This window comes from Streptomyces paludis (genome assembly GCF_003344965.1).
Lineage (GTDB): Bacteria > Actinomycetota > Actinomycetes > Streptomycetales > Streptomycetaceae > Streptomyces > Streptomyces paludis.
The window spans coordinates 3,059,383-3,081,317 of record NZ_CP031194.1 but is presented as its reverse complement, the minus strand read 5'-3'; the positions used below and the strand labels follow the sequence as shown (position 1 = coordinate 3,081,317).

24 protein-coding genes are annotated in these 21,935 nt (G+C 72.2%); 16 read left to right on the top strand and 8 right to left on the bottom strand.

Annotated elements, in window-relative coordinates; genetic code table 11:
- Window positions 1–10 precede the first annotated feature (10 nt).
- A complete protein-coding gene (locus DVK44_RS13525) occupies window positions 11–1,261 on the top strand; it encodes a hypothetical protein (RefSeq protein WP_114659912.1) in 1,251 nt (416 codons plus the stop codon).
- Window positions 1,262–1,330: 69 nt separating this feature from the next.
- Here the strand turns inward: DVK44_RS13525 and DVK44_RS13520 are convergent, their stop codons facing one another.
- On the bottom strand, window positions 1,331–3,037 hold the full coding sequence (locus DVK44_RS13520) for a bifunctional 3'-5' exonuclease/DNA polymerase (protein ID WP_114659911.1): 1,707 nt from the start codon (window positions 3,035–3,037) through the stop codon (window positions 1,331–1,333).
- 216 nt (window positions 3,038–3,253) lie between these two features.
- Here DVK44_RS13520 and DVK44_RS13515 point away from each other — a divergent pair, with 216 nt between their 5' ends.
- Both DVK44_RS13515 and DVK44_RS13510 read left to right on the top strand, forming a co-directional pair.
- A complete protein-coding gene (locus tag DVK44_RS13515) occupies window positions 3,254–4,168 on the top strand; it encodes an NADP-dependent oxidoreductase (protein WP_114659910.1) in 915 nt (304 codons plus the stop codon).
- A gap of 162 nt (window positions 4,169–4,330) precedes the next feature.
- Window positions 4,331–4,822, top strand: coding sequence for an ATP-binding protein (locus DVK44_RS13510; RefSeq protein ID WP_114659909.1), 492 nt, complete (start codon window positions 4,331–4,333; stop codon window positions 4,820–4,822).
- Between the two features lie 33 nt (window positions 4,823–4,855).
- Here the strand turns inward: DVK44_RS13510 and DVK44_RS13505 are convergent, their stop codons facing one another.
- A complete protein-coding gene (locus DVK44_RS13505; RefSeq protein WP_114659908.1) occupies window positions 4,856–5,416 on the bottom strand; it encodes a sugar O-acetyltransferase in 561 nt (186 codons plus the stop codon).
- 189 nt (window positions 5,417–5,605) lie between these two features.
- Here DVK44_RS13505 and DVK44_RS13500 point away from each other — a divergent pair, with 189 nt between their 5' ends.
- Both DVK44_RS13500 and DVK44_RS13495 read left to right on the top strand, forming a co-directional pair.
- Window positions 5,606–6,811 carry a DUF2786 domain-containing protein gene (locus DVK44_RS13500; RefSeq protein WP_114659907.1) on the top strand — a complete coding sequence of 402 codons (1,206 nt, stop codon included), beginning with the start codon at window positions 5,606–5,608 and terminating at the stop codon, window positions 6,809–6,811.
- 89 nt (window positions 6,812–6,900) lie between these two features.
- On the top strand, window positions 6,901–9,102 hold the full coding sequence (locus tag DVK44_RS13495; protein WP_114659906.1) for an FUSC family protein: 2,202 nt from the start codon (window positions 6,901–6,903) through the stop codon (window positions 9,100–9,102).
- Between the two features lie 35 nt (window positions 9,103–9,137).
- Here the strand turns inward: DVK44_RS13495 and DVK44_RS13490 are convergent, their stop codons facing one another.
- The 3 genes from DVK44_RS13490 to rpmB are packed head-to-tail and all read right to left on the bottom strand — an operon-like array spanning window position 9,138 to window position 10,251.
- Window positions 9,138–9,671, bottom strand: coding sequence for a hypothetical protein (locus tag DVK44_RS13490; protein ID WP_114665103.1), 534 nt, complete (start codon window positions 9,669–9,671; stop codon window positions 9,138–9,140).
- Between the two features lie 38 nt (window positions 9,672–9,709).
- Entirely contained in the window at window positions 9,710–10,015 is a 306-nt protein-coding gene (gene rpsN / locus DVK44_RS13485; RefSeq protein WP_114659905.1) for a 30S ribosomal protein S14, read from the bottom strand.
- Window positions 10,015–10,251 (bottom strand): 50S ribosomal protein L28, encoded by a 237-nt coding sequence (rpmB, locus tag DVK44_RS13480; protein ID WP_114665102.1) that lies wholly within the window; start codon window positions 10,249–10,251, stop codon window positions 10,015–10,017. Before rpmB ends, rpsN begins: the two co-directional genes overlap by 1 nt.
- Window positions 10,252–10,303: 52 nt before the next feature.
- Between rpmB and rpmG the strand changes: the two genes are divergently transcribed.
- The 5 genes from rpmG to DVK44_RS13455 all read left to right on the top strand — a co-directional run bounded on the left by rpmG (window position 10,304) and on the right by DVK44_RS13455 (window position 12,658).
- Entirely contained in the window at window positions 10,304–10,468 is a 165-nt protein-coding gene (gene rpmG, locus DVK44_RS13475; RefSeq protein WP_114659904.1) for a 50S ribosomal protein L33, read from the top strand.
- A 24-nt stretch (window positions 10,469–10,492) separates the two neighbouring features.
- Entirely contained in the window at window positions 10,493–10,786 is a 294-nt protein-coding gene (locus DVK44_RS13470) for a type B 50S ribosomal protein L31 (protein ID WP_114659903.1), read from the top strand.
- Window positions 10,783–11,943 carry a CobW family GTP-binding protein gene (locus DVK44_RS13465; RefSeq protein ID WP_114659902.1) on the top strand — a complete coding sequence of 387 codons (1,161 nt, stop codon included), beginning with the start codon at window positions 10,783–10,785 and terminating at the stop codon, window positions 11,941–11,943. Before DVK44_RS13470 ends, DVK44_RS13465 begins: the two co-directional genes overlap by 4 nt.
- Before the next feature lie 3 nt (window positions 11,944–11,946).
- Window positions 11,947–12,201 (top strand): 30S ribosomal protein S18, encoded by a 255-nt coding sequence (gene rpsR / locus DVK44_RS13460; protein WP_114659901.1) that lies wholly within the window; start codon window positions 11,947–11,949, stop codon window positions 12,199–12,201.
- A 214-nt stretch (window positions 12,202–12,415) separates the two neighbouring features.
- A complete protein-coding gene (locus DVK44_RS13455; RefSeq protein WP_114659900.1) occupies window positions 12,416–12,658 on the top strand; it encodes a DUF397 domain-containing protein in 243 nt (80 codons plus the stop codon).
- A 209-nt stretch (window positions 12,659–12,867) separates the two neighbouring features.
- On the opposite strand, the gene DVK44_RS13450 is transcribed toward DVK44_RS13455, so the two are convergent.
- The gene (locus DVK44_RS13450; protein ID WP_162793816.1) at window positions 12,868–13,380 is read right to left on the bottom strand and encodes an ATP-binding protein; all 513 of its coding nucleotides are present in this window, start codon (window positions 13,378–13,380) and stop codon (window positions 12,868–12,870) included.
- 322 nt (window positions 13,381–13,702) lie between these two features.
- Between DVK44_RS13450 and DVK44_RS13445 the strand changes: the two genes are divergently transcribed.
- The 5 genes from DVK44_RS13445 (at window position 13,703) to DVK44_RS13425 (ending at window position 18,725) form a co-directional block, all read left to right on the top strand.
- Window positions 13,703–14,584, top strand: coding sequence for a helix-turn-helix domain-containing protein (locus DVK44_RS13445; RefSeq protein WP_181957454.1), 882 nt, complete (start codon window positions 13,703–13,705; stop codon window positions 14,582–14,584).
- Between the two features lie 63 nt (window positions 14,585–14,647).
- Complete coding sequence (locus DVK44_RS13440; RefSeq protein WP_114659897.1) at window positions 14,648–16,114, top strand: aldehyde dehydrogenase family protein; 1,467 nt, start codon at window positions 14,648–14,650, stop codon at window positions 16,112–16,114.
- 73 nt (window positions 16,115–16,187) lie between these two features.
- The gene (locus DVK44_RS13435) at window positions 16,188–16,829 is read left to right on the top strand and encodes a PadR family transcriptional regulator (protein WP_114659896.1); all 642 of its coding nucleotides are present in this window, start codon (window positions 16,188–16,190) and stop codon (window positions 16,827–16,829) included.
- Window positions 16,830–16,938: 109 nt separating this feature from the next.
- Entirely contained in the window at window positions 16,939–17,904 is a 966-nt protein-coding gene (locus tag DVK44_RS13430) for an ATP-binding cassette domain-containing protein (protein ID WP_114665101.1), read from the top strand.
- Window positions 17,901–18,725: an ABC transporter permease gene (locus tag DVK44_RS13425; RefSeq protein WP_114659895.1), complete on the top strand. Its 825-nt coding sequence runs from the start codon at window positions 17,901–17,903 to the stop codon at window positions 18,723–18,725. The genes DVK44_RS13430 and DVK44_RS13425 overlap by 4 nt, the downstream gene beginning before the upstream one ends.
- Window positions 18,726–18,768: 43 nt before the next feature.
- Here DVK44_RS13425 and DVK44_RS13420 read toward each other — a convergent pair whose 3' ends face one another.
- Both DVK44_RS13420 and DVK44_RS13415 read right to left on the bottom strand, forming a co-directional pair.
- Window positions 18,769–20,205 (bottom strand): glutamate decarboxylase, encoded by a 1,437-nt coding sequence (locus tag DVK44_RS13420; protein ID WP_114665100.1) that lies wholly within the window; start codon window positions 20,203–20,205, stop codon window positions 18,769–18,771.
- A gap of 88 nt (window positions 20,206–20,293) precedes the next feature.
- Window positions 20,294–20,920: a Uma2 family endonuclease gene (locus DVK44_RS13415; RefSeq protein WP_228447116.1), complete on the bottom strand. Its 627-nt coding sequence runs from the start codon at window positions 20,918–20,920 to the stop codon at window positions 20,294–20,296.
- Between the two features lie 156 nt (window positions 20,921–21,076).
- Between DVK44_RS13415 and DVK44_RS13410 the strand changes: the two genes are divergently transcribed.
- On the top strand, window positions 21,077–21,838 hold the full coding sequence (locus DVK44_RS13410; RefSeq protein ID WP_114659893.1) for a MerR family transcriptional regulator: 762 nt from the start codon (window positions 21,077–21,079) through the stop codon (window positions 21,836–21,838).
- Window positions 21,839–21,935: the final 97 nt, after the last annotated feature.

Below are 21,935 nucleotides of genomic sequence, written 5' to 3'. Positions count from 1 at the left end.
GGGTCGAACCATGCCCTCGGACACTCCCTCTGACCAGACCCTCGAAGAGCGGTTCGAGTACGAACTCGGCGAGGTGCTCCGCCGCGCCGGGGGCGGCTTCGCCCCGGTGGACCGGCCCGCGCTGGTCGACGCCGGTGTCGCGCGCGGCCGCCGCCGGCGCGCCCGACGGCGTACGGCCGTGGCGGCGGGGGGTGCGTTCGCCCTGGTCGCGGTGGGGCTGGGCGGTGGATACGGCAGCGGGCTGCTGGGCGGTGCCGGTACGCACTCCGTGTCTATGGGCGCGGACGAGAGCGCGGGGCTGACCACCGGCCCGCAGGCGGTGCCCGGCGACGACCTGGCCGCGACCCTCGCCACGCTGCTCCCGGCCGGGAAACTGGCCGGGGTCCAGGTGAGCAAGGGCCCCGAGCTGCTGGTGCGGGGTGTCTTCGACGACGGGAAGGGCGCCGCGGAAGTCTCCGTCGCGCTCGCGCCCGCGTCCGGTGCCTTCCTCAGGGGGGACGAGGCGAACTGCCCCGACAGCCTCCACCTGCCGAACTCCAGCTGCACCAGTACGAAGCTGTCCGACGGCGGCGGCGTGCTCATGGTCTTCCAGGGGAACGTGTACGCGGACCTGCGCGAGAAGACCAAGGTATGGCGGGCCGTGCTACGGACGGTCGACGGCCATGTGATCGAGGCGAACGAGTACAACGCCCCGGCCGAGAAGGGCGCTGCCGTGTCCCGTACCGATCCGCCGCTGGATCCGGCACGGCTGCGGGCGCTGGTCACCTCCGACCTCTGGCACGGGCATCTGGACACCCTGCCCGCGCCGTCGCCGGACGGTACGGGGAGCGGCGCTCCGGAGAGCGCGGTGGACGCGGCCAAGGTCATGCGCCTGCTGCTGCCCGCCGGGCTGGAGGTGGTGGACAGGGGCGGACAGGAGGGCGATTACGGGTACCTCGTGGTCGACGACGGCAAGGGCCGCAGCCTCGTCCAGATCAATGTGCAGCCCGGGAGCGGGGATCTGCGGGGCGCGCTCTTCGGCAGCGACCCCACCACCCTGCCGAACGGGACGCTGCTCAGGGAGCAGGCTTCGGGCGGTGACAAGGACGTGGCGGGCGCGGTGATGTGGACCGTGGACACGCTCACGGTCGACGGGCTCCGGGTCGTCGTCTCCGCCTTCAACGCCGGTGACCAGCTCAGCCCGCCCAGCCGTCCCGAGCCCGCGCTGACGATGGAGCAGCTCGCGGCGATCGCGACCAGCGAGGAGTGGACGGGGCGGTAGGGGCTGCTCGCGGTAGCGGACGGCCGGTGGAGGGCCGTCCGGGTCTCGTCCGGCGCCGCTCGCTCACGCTCACTTCGCGTCCGAGTACCGCTCCACCGTCGCCGTCGTGAACGGGAAGCGCACCGGCGTCTCCCCGAAGGTGATCCGGCCGGCCAGCTCCCCGGCCACCGCGATCGCCCGCGCCACCTCCTCGGCCTCCTCCGCCGGGCAGTGCACGATCACCTCGTCGTGCTGGAAGAAGACCAGCTCGGCCCGGAGCCCGGCGGTCGCGCGCCGCAGCGCCGCCAGCATCAGCAGCGCCCAGTCGGCCGCGCTGCCCTGGACGACGAAGTTACGGGTGAACCTGCCGCGCGCCCGGTCGGCCGACTCCGCCCCGTACCCGAACCCCGTCCCCGACCCCGCCGTTGCCCCGGGGTCGGGCCCGGGTCCCGGTTCCTGGGGGATGCCCGCCTCGTCGGCGTCCTCCGCGCCCGCCGCGCGCGGGCTCGTCCGGCCCAGCCAGGTCCGTACGAGCCGGCCCTCCTCGCCCGCCCGCGCCGCGTCGTCCACGTACGCGATGGCCAGCGGGAACCTCCGGCGCAGCGCTGCCAGGTTCTTCAGGCCGTCGCCGGAGGTCTGCCCGTAGATCGCGCCGAGGAGCGCGAGTTTCGCGTGGTCGCGGTCGCCGGAGAAGGCGCGGTCGGAGAGGGCGGTGTACAGATCGCCGTCGTGTCCCGCGACCTCCATCAGCCCGGGGTCGCGGGAGATCGCGGCCAGCACGCGCGGCTCCAGCTGGTCGGCGTCGGCCACCACCAGCCGCCAGCCCTCGTCGGCGACGACCGCGCGCCGGATCACCCGGGGGATCTGGAGGGCCCCGCCGCCGTTCGTCGTCCAGCGGCCGGAGACCGTACCGCCCGGCAGATACTCGGGCCGGAAGCGGCCCGCCCGTACCCAGTCCTGGAGCCAGCCCCAGCCGTGCGCCGTCCAGATCCGGTACAGCTTCTTGTACGCGATCAGCGGTTCCACCGCCGGATGGTCGATCTCCGCCAGCTCCCAGCGCCGGGTCGACTTCACCCTGATGCCGGCCCCGGCGAACGCCTTGATGACGTCCGCCGGCAGATCCGGCCGCACCCGGCGCCCGAACGCCGCCGACACCTCGTCCGCCAGCTCGGCCAGCCGGCGCGGCTCGCCGCCGCCCGCGTACCGCTCGCCGAGCAGCTCGTGCAGCACCTCCCGGTGGGTGTCCGCCCGCCAGGGCAGCCCCGACCGGTGCATCTCGGCGGCCACCAGCATCCCCGCCGACTCGGACGCGGTGAGCAGCCGCAGCCGGCCGGGGTGCTCGGCGGTGTCATGGCGGCGCTCCTGCTCCGCGTACACCTCCAGCAGTGCCTCGAACGGCAGTCCGGCCCCCGCGTGCGGCTCGAAGAGCGAGGACTGCGAGCCGGGCATCGCCGCGCGCGGCGGCGGGTCGGGCGGCACCGGCGCTCCGCGCAGCCGGGCCCACGCCGCGGCGGCCGAGCGCGGCTCGCCGAGGCGCCCTTCGTGGCCGAGCAGCAGCAGCTCGCTCGCCTCGATGTCGTAACACCGCTCGATCCGCACCCCCGCCGCCAGCAGCCGCGGATACACCTCCGAGGTCGACCGCCACACCCACCGGCCGACGTCCGGCGCCCGCTCCCGGACCGCCGTGACCAGATCCGGAGCCCGCACCACGGGCCCGGACGGCAGCCCGTCCGCGCCCAGCGGAGCCAGCAGGGCCCCGTCGCCCTCCACCGGGGCCAGCGCCCATCGTTCGGTCATGTATCCGAGTCTCGCAGTGGGGTCTGACAGTGACGGGGCTGATTCTTTTCGGACAGGTGGAGCCATGGGTGAGGCGCGTGCGGCTGGGCACCGGCAAGATCGTTCCGAAGTGGCATGAGCGGCGGGCACGAGGTACGTGCTGATGGCACGGACCCCCGCCGCACCGCCCACCTCACCCGCACCACCCGCATCACCGGACCGGCCATGGAGGCTGCAATGCGCGCGATCGTTTTCGAGAAGTTCGGCGGGCCCGAGGTTCTGCGGCCCGAGGAGACCCCCGAGCCGCACCCGGGCCCCGGCCAGGTACGGGTGGCCGTGCGGGCGGCGGGCGTCAACCCGATCGACTGGAAGATCCGCCGGGGGTGGATGGAGCAGGCGTTCCCGACGCCGCTGCCCGCCGTGCCCGGCACGGAGTTCGCCGGTGTCGTGGACGAGGTCGGTGAGGGTGTGACCGACCTGGCCGTCGGCGACGAGGTGCTCGGCTGGTCCGCCACCGGCGCGTACGCCCAGTACGCGCTGGCCAAGAACGTCACCGTCAAGCCGGCCGGCCTCGGCTGGGCGGAGGCCGCGGCGCTGCCGGTCGCCGGGGAGACCGCCGTACGGGTGCTCGACGCGCTCGGCGTACGGGACGGCGAGACCCTGCTGCTGCACGGCGCGGCGGGCTCCGTCGGCGCGATGGCCGCGCAGCTCGCCGTGGCGCGCGGCGCGACCGTGATCGGCACGGCCTCGCCCGCCGGCCACGCGTTCGTGCGCTCCCTCGGGGCCGTCCCGGTGGCGTACGGCGACGGGCTCGTCGCGCGCGTACGGGCCGTCGCGCCCCAGGGTGTGGACGCCGTCTTCGACACGGCGGGCAAGGGCGCGCTGCCCGACTCGATCGAGCTGCGCGGGGGCACCACGGACCGCGTCGTCACCATCGCCGACATGGCCGCCCAGGAGCTGGGCGTGACCTTCTCCTCGGGCGGTACGCCACCGGAGAAGATGCGCGCGGATCTCGCCGAGAACGCCCGGCTGGCGGCGGCCGGCACCCTTCGGGTACAGATCGCACGGACGTTCCCGCTCGCGGAGGCGGCGGCGGCCCAGGAGACGAGCGAAGCCGGGCACGCGAAGGGAAAACTGGTGATCACGCCCTGAATCGGCGGATTCTGCGCGGCCCGCGCGACCGGCCGTCCGGCGTGGCGGATCCGCCGGATCGGGCCGATCCGACAGGGCCCGGGATCGGGGATGTGGCACGACAACGCTCCTCTCGGGCACCATGGGTTGCTTTCGGTGACCTATTGATGTCCGAGAGTAACGATGCTCACTGACAGTGGACTTGCGCACGACATCTACGACCCCGGTCGGGGGTCCTGGCTGCCCCTCACCAGGATCCCGCTGCCGCACCGGCCGGAGGCGGCCCCCCGGGCCCGCCACCACACCCGCGAGGTCCTCGAACTCCGCCGGGTGGACGGTGAGCTGGCCGCGGCCGTCGAGCTGGCGGTCAGCGAACTCGTCACCAACGCGGTGCGGCACGGGGTCTGCCTCTGCGGCTGCACCCGCGGCCCGGTCTCGCTCACGCTCCTGCGGGCCGGCGACCGGCTGCGCGTCGAGGTCGCCGATCCGTCCCGTACGCCGCCCAGGTGGCCCACGGGCATCGAGGCGGTCGACGCGGAGACCGCCGCCGAGGCGGAGGAGGGGCGCGGTCTGCTGCTGGTCACGGCCCTGGCGGCGGACTGGGGCGATCACGCGGGGCGGCGCCGGGGGAAGGTGGTGTGGTGCGAGTTCGCCCCCGGTCAGCCCGCCGGCTGACGATCGCCGTCAGTCGGCCAGCCCGTCAGCCCGTCAGTCCTCCAGCTGACGGATCACCCGCGCCGGGTTCCCCACCGCCAGGACGCCCGGCGGGAGATCCTTCGTCACCACCGATCCCGCGCCGACCACCGTGTTCGCGCCGATGGTGACGCCCGGGCAGACGATCACGCCGCCGCCCAGCCAGACGTTGTCGCCGATCGTCACCGGCGAGGCCCGCTCCCACCCCGCGCGGCGGCGCTCCGCGTCGAGTTCGTGGGTGGGGGTGAGGAGCTGGACGTTCGGCCCGATCTGGACGTCGGCGCCGATGGTGATCGGCGCCGCGTCGAGGAAGACCGCGTTGAAGTTGACGAACGTACGGGCGCCGATGCTGATGAGGGCGCCGTAGTCGCACTGGAAGGGTGGCCGGATCCAGACCCCCTCGCCCACCGAACCCAGCAGCTCCGCGAGGATCTTGTCCCGGTCGGCGGGCGCGGCGCCGCCGTTCGCGTTGTACGCCGCGCAGAGCGCGAAGCGGCTCTCGGTGTCCGCGGTGAGTTCCTCGTCGTCCGGGACGTACCACTCGCCCGCCAGCATCCGCCGCTTGTTCTCGCCCATGGATTCCTGTTCCCCTCGCAGGTTCGGGTCTCGCGAACGCCCACGGTAATCCACAGCCTGTGGACAAGTTGGGGGGTGTGGGCCCGCACCTGGGATCATCGGGTGCATGAAGTGCGAACGTGTGGGTGTACGTGTGGGTGACCGTGTACGTGCGGGTGTGCGTGTACGTGACCGTGTGCGGGGCGTGGCATGAGCGGGACCGTGGAGCGGGCGCTCGCCTCCGTGCTGGGCGGGGAGTCCACCGACACCGGTGCCTCCCTCCTCGCCGCCGACCCGTCGGCCGACGACGAACTGCGGCGGCACGGCGAGCGGTTGGTGCGGCTGGCCTGGGAGCGCGGCTGGCAGCCGGCCGATGTGGTCCGGCTCGTCCGCCGGGACCTGCGCGATCCGCACGTACGGCTGCTGGCGGGGCTGATAGCCGGGGAGACACGCCGTTACGAGCGGCTGCCGGCGCGGTGGCCGGCGCAGCTGGCGGAGATCGCGGACCCGGCGGCGGGGACGGGCACGGGTGCGCGGGCCGGCACGGCCGCCGGTGCTGGGGAGAAGCCGTACCGGGCCGACCGTTTCTCGTACGCGACCGCCGTGCTGGAGCTGTATCTGCTGCTCGCCCGGCTGCCCGCGATCGAGCCGGTCGGCCCCCTGCCCGGCGCGGAGCTGCTGCCGCTCCCCGAGGACGGCGAGCCGCGCATGCTCACCCGGATCCGGGCGCTGCTGGCGAAGGCGGAGGCGACGAGCTATCCGCCGGAGGCGGAGGCGCTCACCGCCAAGGCGCAGGAGCTGATGGCGCGGCACAGCATCGACGAGGCGGTGCTCGCCGAGCGTACGCGGCGGGGCGATGTGCCCGGCGCGTGCCGGATCGGCGTGGACGCGCCGTACGAGACGGCCAAGGCGATCCTGCTCGACGCCGTCGCCTCGGCGAACCGCTGCCGCTCGGTGTGGCACGACACGTACGGCTTCTCGGTGGTCGTCGGCTTCGAGCCGGACCTGGCGGGTACCGAGCTGCTGTACACGTCGCTGCTGGTCCAGGGCATGTCCGCGATGACCCGCGCGGAGGCGGAGCAGCGCGCGGGCGGGCGCAGACGGACCAAGACCTTCCGCCAGTCGTTCCTGCTGGCGTACGCCCACCGCCTGGGCGAACGGCTCGCGCTGGCCACGCGGCGGCAGTCGCACGACGCGACCGCGGACCACCCGGGCCTGCTGCCCGTACTGGCCGCCCGCGAGACGGCCGTGGCCGGCCGTACGGACCGGATGTTCCCGAAGACCGTCGCCACCCGCGTCCGCGCGGCCACCGACCTCGACGGCTGGACACACGGCACCTCAGCGGCGAACGCGGCCCGGGTCACCCCGGACGGCGCGGCCCACGCCCCCCAACCCCGCCTCCGCCCACGCGCCTGACCGAGCACGACGTTCCGGTCCCGCGTCCGCCCCGCTCCGTTGGGCAGGTCTTGGGTGTTCTGTCCGGTCTGTCTCGCTACGCTCACCCCATGAGCTGTGCCGGCTGGCTGCGGGCGTTGAAGGAGACCGCGCGGTCGGGGTTCAAGGTGGAGCGGCGGCGGTTGGAGCCGTGGGTCGCGGTGCGGGGGGCTGCGGGGCTGGCGGTGGTGGTGGGGGTGGCGTTCGCGCTGTTCGGGCCGGGGGTCGCGGTCAGTGGGGCGTTCGGCGCGTTCCAGGCGGGGATCGCGACGCTCCAGCGGAGCTGGCGGCCCCGGCCCGTGCTCGCGCTCGCTTCCGGGGCCAGCCTGGCCGTCAGTACGTTCCTCGGCTATCTCACCGGCGCGCACTCCGGGCTGTTCCTGCTGCTCCTGGCGGTCTGGACGTTTCTCGCCGGGCTCGCCTGGACCGCCGGGCCGGCCGTCGGCGTGATCGCGTCGTCGAATGTCGCGATCATGCTGGTGACCGTCACCCTGCCCACCTCCGTGGCGGCCGCCGCCGGGCACGCCGCCGTGATCGCGGCCGGTGGTCTCGTGCAGGCCGCGATGATCGTGCTCTTTCCCGTACGGCCCTGGGGCCTCCAGCGCGACGCGCTCGCCGACGCTCTCGCCGCCATGGGCGACTACGCCCGGCGGCTGCGGCACGACCCGACCGCGCCGTTCGACCCCGAGCCGCTGATGGCGGCCCGCAGCGCCGCCGCCGTCACCCCCCGGGAGGCCCGCCGCCGCCCCGTCGAGCTGCACGGCGCGCGCGGGCTCGCCGAGCGGATCCGGCCCGTACTCGCCTCGCTCGCCGATCCGGCGTTCGGGGCCGCCGCCGAGGGGCCGGAGCGCGACCGGGTGCGGGAGCTGCTCGCCGCCGCCGGTTCCGTGCTCGACTCCACCGCCCGCGCGGTCCGGGGCGGCGCGCCCGTCCATCTCGCCCCGGCCGCGCTCGCCGCGCTCCGGACCCCCGACACGGAGACCGTCCTCACCGGACCGGCCCGGCGCGCCGCGAGCCGGCTCGCCCCGCTGCTGGAGGCGGTCGTCGACGCGGCGGAACACCCGGCCGCCCGCGAGAGCCGGGAGCGGGAGCGCACGGGCCCCGCGCACGCGACCCCCGTCGGCGCCCACCGCGACCGTCCCGGCCTCTGGCGGCTCCTCCCGCTCGCCCTGCGCTCCGCCCGCGCCGAGTTGCACCACGACTCACCGATCCTGCGCCACGCCGTACGGGTCTGCGCCGTCACCTCGGCCGGCTATGTCCTCGGCGCCGCGCTGCCCCTCGGCCACGGCTACTGGGCGCCGATGACCGTCGTCATGGTGATGCGCCCGGACTTCTCGCAGACCTACGGCCGCTCCGTGGCGCGCTTCGGCGGCACCCTCGTCGGCGTCGTCCTGGCCACCGGCATCGTGCACGCCACCCACCCCGGCACCGGTGTCTCCATCGCCCTCGCCGTGCTCAGCGCCGGGCTGATGTACCTGCTGCTGCGCACCGGTTACGCCATCAGCCAGGTCTTCGTCTCGGCGTACGTGGTGTTCCTGCTCGACACGGCCGGTGAGGGCGTGACCCAGACCGTACGGGACCGGGTGCTGCTCACCCTCCTCGGCGGGCTGCTCGCCATGGCCGCGTACGCCGTCTACCCGGCCTGGGAGACGCCCCGGCTGCGCGCCCGGCTCGCCGACTGGCTGGTCACGGACGGGCGTTACGCGGCGGCGGTCGTCGCGCACTACGCCCGCCCCGCCGGGCGCCCGGCGGGGCGGCCGGCGGGCCGGCCGGCTCCCGACGTGCGCGAGACCCTGCTGGCGAGCCGTGAGGCCCGTATCGCCTGGCACGCGGCCGAGACGCGCGCCAGTCTTGAACCGGTACGGCACCGGGGGCTGTCACCGGAGGCCGCCGACGCCGCGGACGACGCGCTCGCCCAGCTCGCCCGGGTCGCGATGCTGCTGGAGGCGCACCTCCCGGACCGCGACGCCGCGCCCCTGCCCGCGGCGGCGGGGCTGGCCGAGGCGCTGCGGCACGCCACGGAGCGCGGGGCGAAGGCCGTACGGGACGGCCGCGTCCCGCGCTGGGACGCGGTACGGGACGCGCTGGACCGCTGGGACGACACGGCCCCGCCCGCGGAGTCACCGGATCCGGCGCTGGTACGGAGCGGTGCCGGCCTGCTGCTCGACGCGCTGGAGCAGCTCTCCCGCGCGCTGGCACCGGAACGGGCGCCGGAGCGGGCAGCGGACGCGGAAGCGGAATCCGAAGCGGAAGGGGGCACGGGCCGCCGTTGAACGGGCCGGCGGCGGTCCGCACGCCGTCCGTCGCGTCAGGACTTCGGCAGCGTCGTCGGGAAGCCCTCGGGCAGCTCCGTCGGCAACTCCGCCGGCAGACCCGGGGGAATCGCGCCCTTGTCGGCGTTCATGAAGGTGTCCTTGGGGCCGCCGCTCCAGGAGACCACCAGGTTCGTGCCGTCGTTCGACTCGATCGTGCCCATCGTGCGGTCCTTGTAGCCGTCCGCGCAGACGAGGGCGAGCATCGGGGCGCCGCTCATCTCCTTCACCGCGCCCGTACAGGCATGGCCCTCGACCGCCAGCGTGATCTGCTGGTCCTTGACCGACATGGCGACGGGCTTGCCGTCGGTGAGGGCCGCCCATGTGCCGTCCGCGACCGCGGCGTCCGAACCGGAACCGGAGCCGGAACCCGATCCCGAGTCGCCGCCCGTCCCGCCGGACGCGCTCGACCCGGCCGTGTCCTTGCCCGAGTCACCGCTGTCGTCGCCGCCCCCACCGCACGCGGTGAGCGCGAGCGCGAGCACGACGATCCCGGCCGCGGCCCCGCCCGTCCGTACCAGCTTCCGCACGATCAAGTCCCCCTTGTCAGTCACCGAACGCGGTCAAACTACCAGGACGACTTCCGCACCCCCGGGAGAAAGCCGGCGTGCGCCTGCTCGCGCAACCGGACCCGGGAGAGGCCGAATTTCCTGAGATGTCCACGAGGACGCCCATCCACGCTGTCCCGGTTCCGGATCCGGGTCGCGCTCGCGTCGCGCGGCTGGCGCCGCAACTCCCGTTCCGCCGAAATCCGTTCCGCCTCGGGGGTGCCGGGGAGCCGCAGGATCTCCTTCAGCTCGGCGCGGCGTGCCGCGTACCGCTCGACGGTCTCCTTGCGCAGCTCATTGCGGACGATCTTGCTCTTCTTCGCCATCAGACCTTCACCCCGCGTTCCCGGATCCGGGCGACGGCGGCCTCGATGCCGATCGAGTCGATCGTCTTGACCGCCCGGGCGCTGAGGGTGAGGCGTACATGCCTGCCCTCGCTCGGCAGCCAGTAGCGCTTGCGCTGGATGTTCGGGTCGAAGCGGCGGGAGGTACGCCGGTGCGAGTGGGAGATCTTGTTGCCGAATCCCGGCTCGGCCCCGGTCAGCTGGCAGTGGGCGGACAAGGTCACACACCCCTCTCTTTGGAAATGGAAACCATTTCCATATACTAACCCCATGGCCCGCAACGAACTACGCCCGATCGTCAAGCTCCGCTCCACCGCCGGTACCGGCTTCACCTACGTCACCCGCAAGAACCGCCGTAACGACCCCGACCGCATGACGCTGCGCAAGTACGACCCGGTCGTGCGGCGCCATGTCGGCTTCCGCGAAGAGCGCTGAGAGAAGCGAAGGAACCACCAGCAGATGAAGCCCGGAATCCACCCCGCGTACCGGCCCGTCGTCTTCCGCGACAAGGCGGCCGGCTTCGCCTTCCTCACCCGGTCGACCGCCACCAGCGAGAAGACGGTCGACTGGGCGGACGGCGCCACCTACCCCGTCATCGACGTCGAGATCTCCTCGGCGAGCCACCCCTTCTACACGGGCACGGCACGCGTCCTCGACACCGCCGGCCGCGTGGAGCGCTTCGAACGCCGCTACGGCCGCCGCGCACCCGAGGCCCCTACGTCCGAGGCCGGTACGTCCGAGGCCCGGTCGTGAGCGGGGAGTTCGGGCGGTTCGGCGGGCGGCTGCCCGTCGCGATCGTCTGCGGTCTGCACGCCGACGCCCGCGAGGCGGCCGTACGGCGGCTGCTCGCCACCGTGCCGGGCAGCGTCGCGCTCCACCACGATCTGTCGACCGCCGCGCGCGGCACCGTCGTCCGTACCGTCCGCGACGCCAACGGCCGCCTCTCCTACGGAGAGGCGGCACTCGTCAACGACTGCGCCTGCTGCGCGCTGCGCGAGGACCTCGTGCCCGAGCTGGTCCGGCTCGCGGACGACGGTACGACCCGGCTCGCCATCGTCGAGCTGTGGGACTCCGTCGAGCCCCGCGCGATGGCCGAGGTCGTCGCCGCGCACGGCGAACGGCTGGCCGTCAGCGCGGTGCTCACCGCCGTCGACCCGGCGCTGCTCCTGCCGTACCTCGGCAACGGCGACGACCTGGCCGACGCCGGACTGGCCGCCGCGGCCACCGACCGGCGCACCGTCGCCGACACCTGGGCCAGGCAGCTGGAGTACGCGCCGGTGCTCGCCCTCGCCGACAGCCCGCTCGCGGACGACGAGGACCGCGCGCTCCTCGCCCAACTGCACCCCACCGCACGGCAGGTGGCGATAGCGGGCGAGGAGCTGGCCACCGCCGTCTTCGCCGGCTTCGACGTCGAGGCCGCCGCCGCCCGGCAGCACCCCGCCTGCGCGCTGCTGCCCCAGGACGCCGACGAATGCGGGGTCGGTACGTACGTATGGCACCGCGCCCGGCCCTTCCACCCCGAGCGGCTCTACCGCGCGCTGGAGGACCTGACCTGCGCCGCGGCCCGCAGCCGGGGCCGCTTCTGGCTCGCGGACCGCCCCGACACCCTGCTCCACTGGGACGCGGCCGGCGGAGCGCTCTGCGTGGAGAGCTTCGGCCCCTGGCTGGCGTCGCTGCCGGACGCCGAGTGGGAGACGGTCCCGCCGCTGCGCCGGGCCGCCGCCGCCCTCGACTGGGACCCCCGGCACGGCGACCGCTGCCAGCACCTGGTCTTCACCTCGCCCGGTCTCGACCGTGAGGGGATCGGGCGGCTGCTCGACTCCTGCCTGCTCACCGACGCCGAGTACACCGCGGGCCGCGCCGCCTGGAAGCGCCTGCCGCCCGCCTTCGACGCCCTTCTGGAGGTCTGACCCATGCCCAGCCGTCAGCCCGGCCGCCGCGGCGACCGCAAGCCGCCCGCACCCCGTCCCAATCCGCTGGACCGGGACGGCATCACCTACATCGACTACAAGAACACCGATCTGCTGCGGAAGTTCCTCTCCGACCGGGGGAAGATCCGCAGCCGCCGGGTGACCCGGGTGAGCGCCCAGCAGCAGCGCCGGCTCGCGCGCGCGATCAAGAACGCCCGGGAGATGGCGCTGCTGCCGTACGGCTCGACCCCGCGCTGACACCCCGCGCTGAGACCCGTGCCGGACACGGAAAACCGGACGCATCCAGATGGCCGCCAAACGCGTCTCTTCTATAAGAGGGGGTTTGCACGGGTGCGTCTGTAACCAAGGGAACACCCCGCGTGCACGTGCATTTGCTCATGCATCCGCACATGAAACACAGCTATGATCCGAGACAGTTGACACCTGCACCTTGCAACTCGGGGAGCGTCCTGTGCACCACGTGTACAACGGCATAGCGGCCACAGAGCTTCACGGAGTCGTCTGGCAGAAGAGCAGGCACAGCAACTCCCAGGGTTCCTGCGTGGAGTTCGCCCAGCTGCCCGGCGGAGAGGTGGCGGTACGCAACTCGCGCCACCCCGAGGGTCCCGCGCTCGTCTACACCCGTGCCGAGATCGAGTCGATGCTGATCGGCGCCAAGGCGGGGGAGTTCGACCACTTGGCGGCGACGACCTGACGTCGGACGCCCGGCGCCGGCCCGTCCGGCGTCGACAGCCCGGCGTCGGTCATCCGACAGCGGCCGTGTGACGGCGGTCGCCCGAAGTCGACGTTCTGGTGGGGTGTTTTCGGTCAATCTTCCGTGTGTTCATGACCGAAAAAGTGTGGGGCAGCGAACAGTACCGGCCGGTCCATGAGGACCGGCCGGTACTTTTTTCCGGTTCTGTCTCAGTCCTGCGGTCTGTCCCGGTCCTGCGGGAGCCGGAACAGCGCCCAGACCACCTTGCCGTGCAGCGATCCCGCCAGCGGGTGCCAGCCCCAGGTGTCACTGAACGACTCGACCAGGAACAGCCCGCGCCCGGACTCCGCCGCGCAGTCCTCGTCCGTCTCCCGGGTCGCCGGACTCGTGTGGCTGGGGTCCCGTACCGCGCAGATCAGCCGGGACGACCAGCGCATCAGATGCAGCCGTACCGGAGCCTCGTGCGGGTCGCGCGGGGTGTCGGCCGGCAGGGCGTGCCGCAGCGCGTTGGTGACCAGCTCGGAGACGACCAGCGCGACATCGTCGAAGCGCTCGGTCAGCTCCCACTGGGACAGCGTGGTCCTGGTGAACTGCCGTGCCCCGCGCACCGCTTCGTAGCGGGGGGGCAGGGCGCACGAAACAGCGCCTGCCGCAGCCGCCGGGTCGATCGGGGGCAATCCCCGCCTTAACGGCTCCAGCATGGTCGATCCATTCATCCCCATGCGAGGCACTCCCGGGATTCGCGGCCGTAGCGATACTGCGGTGGTCCAGCGTCACAACACGTCAATCACGAAACGAACACGCAGGTGCGCGAGGCCCATGGTTCCGAATGCGCACGGCAGATGCAAGGGCAGATGCACGTGCACGCGCCGGACTTCACCCCTCCCGTGGTGATTCTTGGTCATTTCTTCCCGTGACCAGTTTCGCCCTCTCCGCAAACCCTTCTTATTTCCGTAATCGAATGAGTACGGGCTGAAGCGTTTTGATGGCAGAATCCGCCTCTTGGAGTCCCGGGGGCGCTCCGAGGGGAACCACATGTGTGTGATGGGGAGGGTTGAAGACGTGACCGCAGCCGAATCGGGCGGTTCCGTGGTGCGGCGCATCCTGCTGGGCTCACAACTGAGGCGGCTGCGCGAGACGCGCGGCATCACACGTGAAGCCGCCGGCTACTCGATCCGCGCATCCGAGTCCAAGATCAGCCGTATGGAGTTGGGACGGGTGAGCTTCAAGGCCAGAGACATCGAGGACCTGCTGACCCTCTACGGGGTGGCCGACGAGGGCGAGCGCGCCGCCCTGCTCGGGCTGGCCCGGGAGGCCAATGTCGCGGGATGGTGGCACAGCTTCGGCGATGTGCTGCCCGGCTGGTTCCAGACGTACATCGGTCTGGAGGGCGCCGCCTCACTGATCCGTATCTATGAGGTGCAGTTCGTGCACGGACTGCTCCAGACGGAGGCGTACGCGCACGCCGTCGTCACCCGCGGCCAGCCCGACGCGCCCTGCGCCGAGGTCGAACGCCGGGTCGCGCTGCGGCTGGAGCGGCAGAAGGTGCTCGTCTCCGAGCGGGCGCCGCGCTTCCACGCCATCCTCGACGAGGCGGCGCTGCGCCGGCCGTACGGCGACCGTGCCGTGATGCAGGGGCAGTTGAAGCATCTGATCGAGATCTCCGAGCAGCCGAACATCACGCTCCAGGTGATGCCGTTCAGCTTCGGCGGACACGCGGGCGAGAGCGGCGCGTTCACCATGCTGAGCTTCCCCGAGTCGGACCTCTCCGACGTCGTCTTCCTCGAACAGCTCACCAGCGCGCTGTATCTGGACAAGCGCGAGGAGGTCGGCCAGTACGAGCGGGTGATGGCGCGGCTCCAGGAGGACAGCCCGGGGCCGGAGGAGAGCCGAGATGTCCTCCGCGGATTGCTCCAATTGATCTGAGGCATCAGTACGATGACCAGACATCAGGAGTTTGCGCCTGTAGCACCCGCAGTAAGGGATCGCATGTCCTACTTCACCGACCTGGCCCATCAGTACATCGACGGCGAGTGGCGGACCGGCAGCGGCTCGTGGGACATCATCGACTTCAACCCGTACAACGGGGAGAAGCTCGCCGCCATCACGGTCGCCACCGCCCTTGAGGTCGACGAGGCGTACCGCGCGGCCGAGCGCGCGCAGCGGGCCTGGGCCGAGACCAACCCGTACACCCGCCGGGACGTACTGGAGCGGGTGCTCCGGCTGGTCGAGGAGCACACCGAACCCATCGTCGAGGCGATCATCGACGAGCTGGGCGGTACGCGGCGCAAGGCGCTGTACGAGGTACGGGCCGCCCAGGAGTTCCTGCGCGAGGCCGTACAGCTCGCGCTGCGCTGCGAGGGCCGGATCCTGCCGTCGCCCGTGGACGGCCGGGAGAACCGCGTCTACCGGCTGCCGGTGGGGGTCGTCGGAGTGATCTGTCCCTTCAACTTCCCCTTCCTGGTGACGATCAAGTCGGTGGCGCCCGCGCTGGCGCTCGGCAACGCGGTCGTCGTCAAGCCCAACCAGAACGCGCCCGTCATCGGCGGCGGCCTCATAGCCAAGCTCTTCGAGGACGCGGGACTGCCGGCCGGACTCTTCAACGTGGTCGTCACGGACATCGCGGAGATAGGTGACGCGCTGCTGGAGCACCCCGTCCCGAAGGTGATCTCCTTCGCCGGGTCCGACCGGGTCGGCCGCCATGTCAGCGCCGTCGCGGGGGCCCACTTCAAGCGGACCGTCCTCGAACTCAGCGGCAACAGCGCGCTGGTGGTGCTGGACGATCTCGACGGCGCCGGGCTCGACCACGCGGTGGACGCGGCCGTCCACAGCCGCTTCTTCTACCAGGGCCAGATCTGTATGGCCGCCAACCGGATCCTCGTGGACCGGTCGGTCGAGCGGGAGTTCACCGAGAAGTTCGTGGCCCGGGTGCGGGCGCTCAGGACCGGCGACCCGCGCGACCCCGCGACCCAGATCGGCCCGGTCATCAACAGCTCCCACGCGGACGCGCTGACCGCGCTGGTGGACCAGGCGCTCGCGGAGGGCGCGACCGCGCTCGTACGGGGGCGCACGCGCGGCAATCTGGTGGAGCCGACGGTGCTCACCGGACTGGCGGCGGACTCCCCGCTGCTGCGGCAGGAGATCTTCGGGCCGGTCGTGCTGCTGGTCCCGTTCGACGGCGAGGACGAGGCGGTACGGCTCGCCAACGACACGCCGTACGGACTGAGCGGCGCCGTCCACACCGCGCACGTGGAGCGCGGCGTCGCGTTCGCGTGGCGGATCGAGACCGGCATGATGCATGTGAACGACTCGACCGTGCAGGACGAGCCGATGGTGGCGTACGGCGGCGAGAAGTTCTCCGGGCTGGGGCGGCTCAACGGCGATTCGGCGGTGGAGGCGTTCACGACGCAGAAGTGGATCTCGGTGCGGCACGAACGCACGGACTTCCCCTTCTGAGACGGCTCCGGCCCGGGTCCGTACCGGCGGGACCGGCCGCGGGCCCCTGACCCGCGGGCCATAACCTGGGGCGATGTCAGCGATCCGGTTGCTCGTCCTCGGCGCGGTCCGTCAGCACGGGCGCGCGCACGGCTATCAGGTCCGCAACGACCTGGAGTACTGGGGCGCCCATGAGTGGTCCAACGCCAAGCCGGGCTCGATCTACCACGCGCTGAAGCAGATGGCCAAGCAGGGCCTGCTGCTCGCGCACGAGGTCGCGCCGAGCACGGCGGGCGGCCCGCCTCGTACGGAGTACGAGGTCACGGAGGCCGGCCGCGAGGAGTACTTCCGGCTGCTGCGCGCCTCGCTCACCTCGTACGACCAGAAGATGGACGTGCTCTCCGCCGCCATCGGCTTCCTCGTCGACCTGCCGCGCGCCGAGGCGATCGAGCTGCTCCGGCGGCGGGTGGCCGCCATCGAGGAGTGGCGCGCCGCCGTGACCGAGGACTATGTGCCGGAGGACGGCCCGGAGGTGCTCGGGCACATCGGCGAGATCATGAATATGTGGGTGCACACGGCGGACGCGGGCGCGGCGTGGACGCGGGGCCTGATCGGACGCGTGGAGGCGGGCGCGTACACCTTCGCGGGGGAGGGTGAGCCGTTCGTGGGGGTGCTCGCCGAGGGCGAGGAGAACCCGTACGCGACGGGGACCGCGCATGACGGGGACCGTCGCTAATCAAGTTTGACCAATGGGTGGGCGAGGGTTACCCTTCCGGTCAGTAGTCAAATTTGATTACTGTTGTGGGGTCGAAGGGGGTTCGCGGGTGGACGACGCGGTGATCGTCATGACGGGTGTACGGAAACGGTACGGCGCGCAGTGGGCGCTGAACGGGCTGGATCTGCGGGTGCGCGCCGGTACGGTGCACGGCCTCCTCGGGCCGAACGGCGCGGGCAAGACCACGGCCGTACGGGTGCTGACCACCCTGCTCCGGCACGACGGGGGGACGGCCCGGGTGGCCGGTTTCGACGTACGGACCCACAGCCGCGAGGTCAAGCGGCGGATCGGCCTCCTCGGCCAGCACGCGGCGCTGGACGAGGACTTGAGCGGGCGGCAGAACCTGGAGATGTTCGGCCGGCTCCACCACCTCGGCGCCCGGCGCGCGGGCAGCCGCGCCGACGAGCTGCTGGAGCGCTTCGGCCTGGCCGGTACCGGCCGCAAGGCGGTGCTGCGGTACAGCGGCGGTATGCGGCGCCGGCTCGATCTGGCGGCGTCCCTGATCACCGGCCCCGGGGTGCTCTTCCTGGACGAGCCGACGACCGGGCTCGACCCGCGCGGCCGGGCGGAGGTGTGGAGCGCGGTGCGCTCGCTGGTGGGCGACGGGACGACCGTACTGCTCACGACGCAGTACCTGGAGGAGGCCGACCAGCTCGCCGACCGTATCTCGGTGGTGGACGGGGGACGGGTCGTCGCGGAGGGCACGGCCGACGCGCTCAAGGCGGCGAGCGGCGGGGACCGTATCGATGTCGTCCTGCGCGACGCGGAGCGGCTGGCGGAGGGGGCGGGGCTGCTGGCGCGGGTGGTGGGTGCGGACGCGGCGGGCGCGGTCTCCACGGACCCGGACCGGCTGCTGCTGAGCGCCCCGGCCGCCGACCGGATGACTGCGCTCACCGAGACCGTACGGGCCCTGCGCGAGGCGGGTATCGAGGCGGCTGACATCGCGCTGCGGCGGCCGACGCTGGACGAGGTGTTCCTGCGCCTCACAAGCGGGCCGAAGGACAAGGCGTCGGAGAAGGAGGAGGCGGCGGCATGACGACGGACTCCATAAGCGCGGGCGGCGGCAGTGGCGTCGGCCATGCGCTCACCGACTGCTGGACCATGACCCGGCGCGAACTCGCCCGCTGGGCGCGGCAGCCGGTCCAGGTCGTCGTCGGCCTGGTCTTCCCGGTGATGCTGCTGCTGATGTTCGGCTTCCTGATCGGCGGCGGCCGGGGTGTCGCGGGGGAGTACGTCGACTTCCTCGTGCCCGGCATGCTCGCGCTGACCATGGCCTTCGGCCTCGAATCGACCATGCTCGCGGTCACCCAGGACCTCAACAAGGGCGTCGTCGACCGCTTCCGCTCGCTGCCCATGGCGTCCTCGGCGTTCCTGGTCGGCCGCAGCGCCGCCGACATGCTCCAGTCGGCGGTCGGCCTGACCGCGCTGACCGGCGTCGGCTACGCGATCGGCTGGCGCTGGCACGCCGGCCCCGGCGCCTTCCTCGCCGCCTTTGGGCTACTGCTCCTGCTCCGCTTCGCGATGCTCTGGATCGGCATCCTGCTGGCGCTGGTCGCGGGCCGGCCCGAGATGGTGCAGGCCGTACAGATCCTGGTGTGGCCGATCGGCTTCCTCTCCAACGTGTTCGCGACGCCGGAGTCGATGCCGGGCTGGCTGGGCGCGGTCGTGGAGTGGAACCCGATGTCGGCGACCGCCACGGCCGTACGCGACTTCTTCGGCGCCACGCCCGCGGTCGCGGCGGACGGCGGCTCCTGGGCGGCGGAGCACGCGGGGCCGCTGGCGGTGGTGTGGCCGGTGGCGCTGCTGGTGGTCTTCTTCCCGCTGGCGGTACGGAAGTTCGGCGGGCTGAGCCGCTGAGCGCAGGTGCTTGAGGAGGGGTACGTACCGTACGTACCCCTCCTCAGTGGTGGAAGGCCGTGGCGGCGGACGTGTCCCGCTCCAGCGGGTGTTCCTGGCGGCGCAGGTCCGGCAGGACGCGCTCCAGGTCGGCCAGCAGCATCGCGGCCAGGTCCGCGGAGAAGCCGTTGCGGCAGACGATCCGCAGCACGGACAGATCCTCGCGGTGCGCCGGGAAGGTGTACGCGGGCACCAGCCAGCCCTGTTCGCGCAGCCGGCGCGAGACGTCGAAGACGTCGAAGTTCGTCACGCTTGGGGCGGTGGTGAAGGCGAAGACGGGCAGCTCGTCGCCCCGGGTGAGGAGCGTGAAGTCACCCAGCTCCGCGATCCGGCCGGAGAGCTTCGTCGCGATGTCGCGCGACGCCTGCTGGACGGCGCGGTAGCCGTCCCTGCCCAGCCGCAGGAAGGTGTAGTACTGCGCGACGACCTGCGCGCCGGGCCGGGAGAAGTTCAGCGCGAAGGTGGGCATGTCGCCGCCCAGATAGTTCACGCGGAAGACCAGCTCCTCCGGCAGCTCGGCGGGCGAGCGCCACAGCGCCCAGCCGACGCCCGGGTAGACCAGCCCGTACTTGTGCCCCGAGGTGTTGATCGACGAGACGCGCGGCAGCCGGAAGTCCCAGACGAGATCCTCGTCCAGGAACGGCGCGACCATCGCCCCCGACGCCCCGTCGACATGGACGGGGATATCGAGCCCCGTACGCTCCTGGAGCGCGTCCAGCGCCGCGCACACCTCGGCGACCGGCTCGTACGAGCCGTCGAAGGTCGAGCCCAGCACGGCGACCACACCGATCGTGTTCTCGTCACAGAGGTCTGCGGCGGCCCGCGGATCGAGATGGAAGCGGTCGCCCTCCATGGGCACCTGCCGCGCCTCGACCTCCCAGAAGGAACAGAACTTCTCCCAGCAGACCTGCACATTGACGCCCATGACGAGATTCGGCCGCGCGGTCGCCGGATAGCGGTCGGCGTTGCGGGTGGCCCAGCGCCGCTTGAGCGCCATCCCGGCGAGCATGCACGCCTCGCTGGACCCGGTGGTCGAACAGCCGACGGCGGACGGCGGGTCGGGGGCGTGCCAGAGGTCGGCGAGCATCGCCACACAGCGCCGCTCCAGCTCGGCCGTGCGGGGGTACTCGTCCTTGTCGATCATGTTCTTGTCACGGCACTCGGCCAGCAGCACGCCCGCCTGCGGCTCCATCCACGTCGTGACGAACGTGGCCAGATTGAGCCGGGCGTTCCCGTCGAGCATCAGCTCGTCGTGCACCAGCTGATACGCGGTGTCCGGCGCGATCGGGCCGTCCGGCAGCCGGTGCGTGGGCGGCGCCGCGGTCATGTCCCCGGTCGGATCGGCCGCCCCGAAGAACGGATTCAACGACAGCCGCCGCAACTCGGCCCGCTCCTTGGCGGGCACACCGGCGGCCCGGTCCGTTGCTCGGTGGAGTGGCATGCGGCTCTCCCGGCGGTGATACGGCTGCGACATCCCCCTCCGCGAGAATACGGACGAACCGGGCGAACCGCCCGCCGGGTGGTGCGGCTCAGACCTCGATCAGCCCGTGCAGATCGATCTCGACGGGAAAGGGCACCTCGGTGATGAGCTTTCCGGTGTGCGTGGGCCGTTCGGGGCTCGATACGTATACGCCGGTCTCGTGGTGACGCCAGAACTCGTGGACGACCGGAAGATCGTCCTCACCGCGCTCGACACGCCAGTAGTAGGCGATGCCGGCTTCGGCGTACATGCCGGGCTTACGGAACCGGTCCTGGGTGCGCGAGCCGGGGGAGACCACCTCGACGGCGAGGGCGACGCTCGCCACCGGGGTGCACTCCAGTGTGCGGATGTCGAGTCCGGTCTTGTCGAAGACGACGATGTCGGGCTTCGGGACGTTGTGTTCGTCGAAGAGGGTGGAGCGCTCGACGTTGACCGAATAAGGCGCGCGCCTCGCAAGCATGAGCGACAGGTACAACCTGTCCCGAACCTGGTCATGCCACCACTTCGCCGCCCCACGCACCACGATGTTCCCATCCAGTAGCTCCCAGTCGAAAGGGAGTTCCAACTCCTTGATCTGGTCGTACGTCCAGCCGTCCTCGGGCGGGTACATCCAGTTCTCCGGAGTGGCCTGCCCGTCGTGCTCGATACGCGCCTCTGCGGCCATGACTGCTCCCATGGAGAAGATCGTCGAGTGGTGCTGCCGGTCATGTTCCCGATTCGACGGTAGCGCCACCCGCGCGAGTGAGGAGGCATCGTTTCAGCGCTTGCGCCTCACGTCGCGTGAGGGGCGAGGCTGGGGTGCGTACCGACACACAGGAAGGAGCGGGGAGCTGTGAGCTTCTCCGTGGGACAGGTCGCCGGATTCGCCGGGGTCACGGTGCGCGCGCTGCATCACTACGACGCGATCGGGCTGCTCTGCCCGAGCGGGCGCAGCCATGCGGGGCACCGGCGTTATGAGGACGCCGATCTCGACCGGCTCCAGCAGATCCTGTTCTACCGGGCGCTCGGCTTTCCGCTCGACGAGGTCGCGGTCCTGCTCGACGATCCGGACACGGACCCGCAGGAGCACCTGCGCAGGCAGCACACGCTGCTGACCACCCGGATCGCCGAACTGCGGAAGATGGCCGAGGCCGTGGAGCACGCCATGGAGGCGCGGAAGATGGGCATCAATCTCTCCCCCGAGGAGAAGTTCGAGGTCTTCGGGGACAAGGACCCGGAGGCGTACGCCGAGGAGGCGGACCGGCGCTGGGGCGGCACGGCGAACTACGCCGAGTCGCAGCGCAGGACCGCCCGCTACACCAAGGAGCAGTGGCAGCGCATCCAGGACGAGACCACCGACTGGGGCGAGCGCTACGACGCCCTCATGGCGGCGGGCGAGCCGGCCGCCGGCGAGCGGGCGATGGAGCTGGCCGAGGAGCACCGAATGCATATCTCCCGCTGGTACTACGAGTGCGGCTACGACACCCACCGGGGCCTCGGCGAGCTGTACGTGACGGAGGACCGCTTCCGCGCCTTCTACGACGCCCGCCGCCCGGGCCTGGCCGCCCACCTCCGGGAAGCGATCCGCGCGAACGCGGCCCGGCACGGCGGGTAGGCGCGCTCGCGGCCCCTTACGCGGACGCGCGGGCGCGGGCGCGTAAGGGGCAGGGTGGGTGATACGGGTACGGGGTGGGGGGTGGGGGCGCTGTAGC

Bases quoted from the DNA above. Each gene is read 5' to 3' on its own strand.
- DVK44_RS13525 (WP_114659912.1), top strand. From the start codon at position 11: ATGCCCTCGGACACTCCCTCTGACCAGACCCTCGAAGAGCGGTTCGAG.
- DVK44_RS13520 (WP_114659911.1), bottom strand. From the start codon at position 3,037: ATGACCGAACGATGGGCGCTGGCCCCGGTGGAGGGCGACGGGGCCCTG.
- DVK44_RS13515 (WP_114659910.1), top strand. From the start codon at position 3,254: ATGCGCGCGATCGTTTTCGAGAAGTTCGGCGGGCCCGAGGTTCTGCGG.
- DVK44_RS13510 (WP_114659909.1), top strand. From the start codon at position 4,331: ATGCTCACTGACAGTGGACTTGCGCACGACATCTACGACCCCGGTCGG.
- DVK44_RS13505 (WP_114659908.1), bottom strand. From the start codon at position 5,416: ATGGGCGAGAACAAGCGGCGGATGCTGGCGGGCGAGTGGTACGTCCCG.
- DVK44_RS13500 (WP_114659907.1), top strand. From the start codon at position 5,606: ATGAGCGGGACCGTGGAGCGGGCGCTCGCCTCCGTGCTGGGCGGGGAG.
- DVK44_RS13495 (WP_114659906.1), top strand. From the start codon at position 6,901: ATGAGCTGTGCCGGCTGGCTGCGGGCGTTGAAGGAGACCGCGCGGTCG.
- rpsN (WP_114659905.1), bottom strand. From the start codon at position 10,015: ATGGCGAAGAAGAGCAAGATCGTCCGCAATGAGCTGCGCAAGGAGACC.
- rpmG (WP_114659904.1), top strand. From the start codon at position 10,304: ATGGCCCGCAACGAACTACGCCCGATCGTCAAGCTCCGCTCCACCGCC.
- DVK44_RS13470 (WP_114659903.1), top strand. From the start codon at position 10,493: ATGAAGCCCGGAATCCACCCCGCGTACCGGCCCGTCGTCTTCCGCGAC.
- rpsR (WP_114659901.1), top strand. From the start codon at position 11,947: ATGCCCAGCCGTCAGCCCGGCCGCCGCGGCGACCGCAAGCCGCCCGCA.
- DVK44_RS13450 (WP_162793816.1), bottom strand. From the start codon at position 13,380: ATGGGGATGAATGGATCGACCATGCTGGAGCCGTTAAGGCGGGGATTG.
- DVK44_RS13445 (WP_181957454.1), top strand. From the start codon at position 13,703: ATGGGGAGGGTTGAAGACGTGACCGCAGCCGAATCGGGCGGTTCCGTG.
- DVK44_RS13440 (WP_114659897.1), top strand. From the start codon at position 14,648: ATGTCCTACTTCACCGACCTGGCCCATCAGTACATCGACGGCGAGTGG.
- DVK44_RS13435 (WP_114659896.1), top strand. From the start codon at position 16,188: ATGTCAGCGATCCGGTTGCTCGTCCTCGGCGCGGTCCGTCAGCACGGG.
- DVK44_RS13430 (WP_114665101.1), top strand. From the start codon at position 16,939: ATGACGGGTGTACGGAAACGGTACGGCGCGCAGTGGGCGCTGAACGGG.
- DVK44_RS13425 (WP_114659895.1), top strand. From the start codon at position 17,901: ATGACGACGGACTCCATAAGCGCGGGCGGCGGCAGTGGCGTCGGCCAT.
- DVK44_RS13420 (WP_114665100.1), bottom strand. From the start codon at position 20,205: ATGCCACTCCACCGAGCAACGGACCGGGCCGCCGGTGTGCCCGCCAAG.
- DVK44_RS13415 (WP_228447116.1), bottom strand. From the start codon at position 20,920: ATGGGAGCAGTCATGGCCGCAGAGGCGCGTATCGAGCACGACGGGCAG.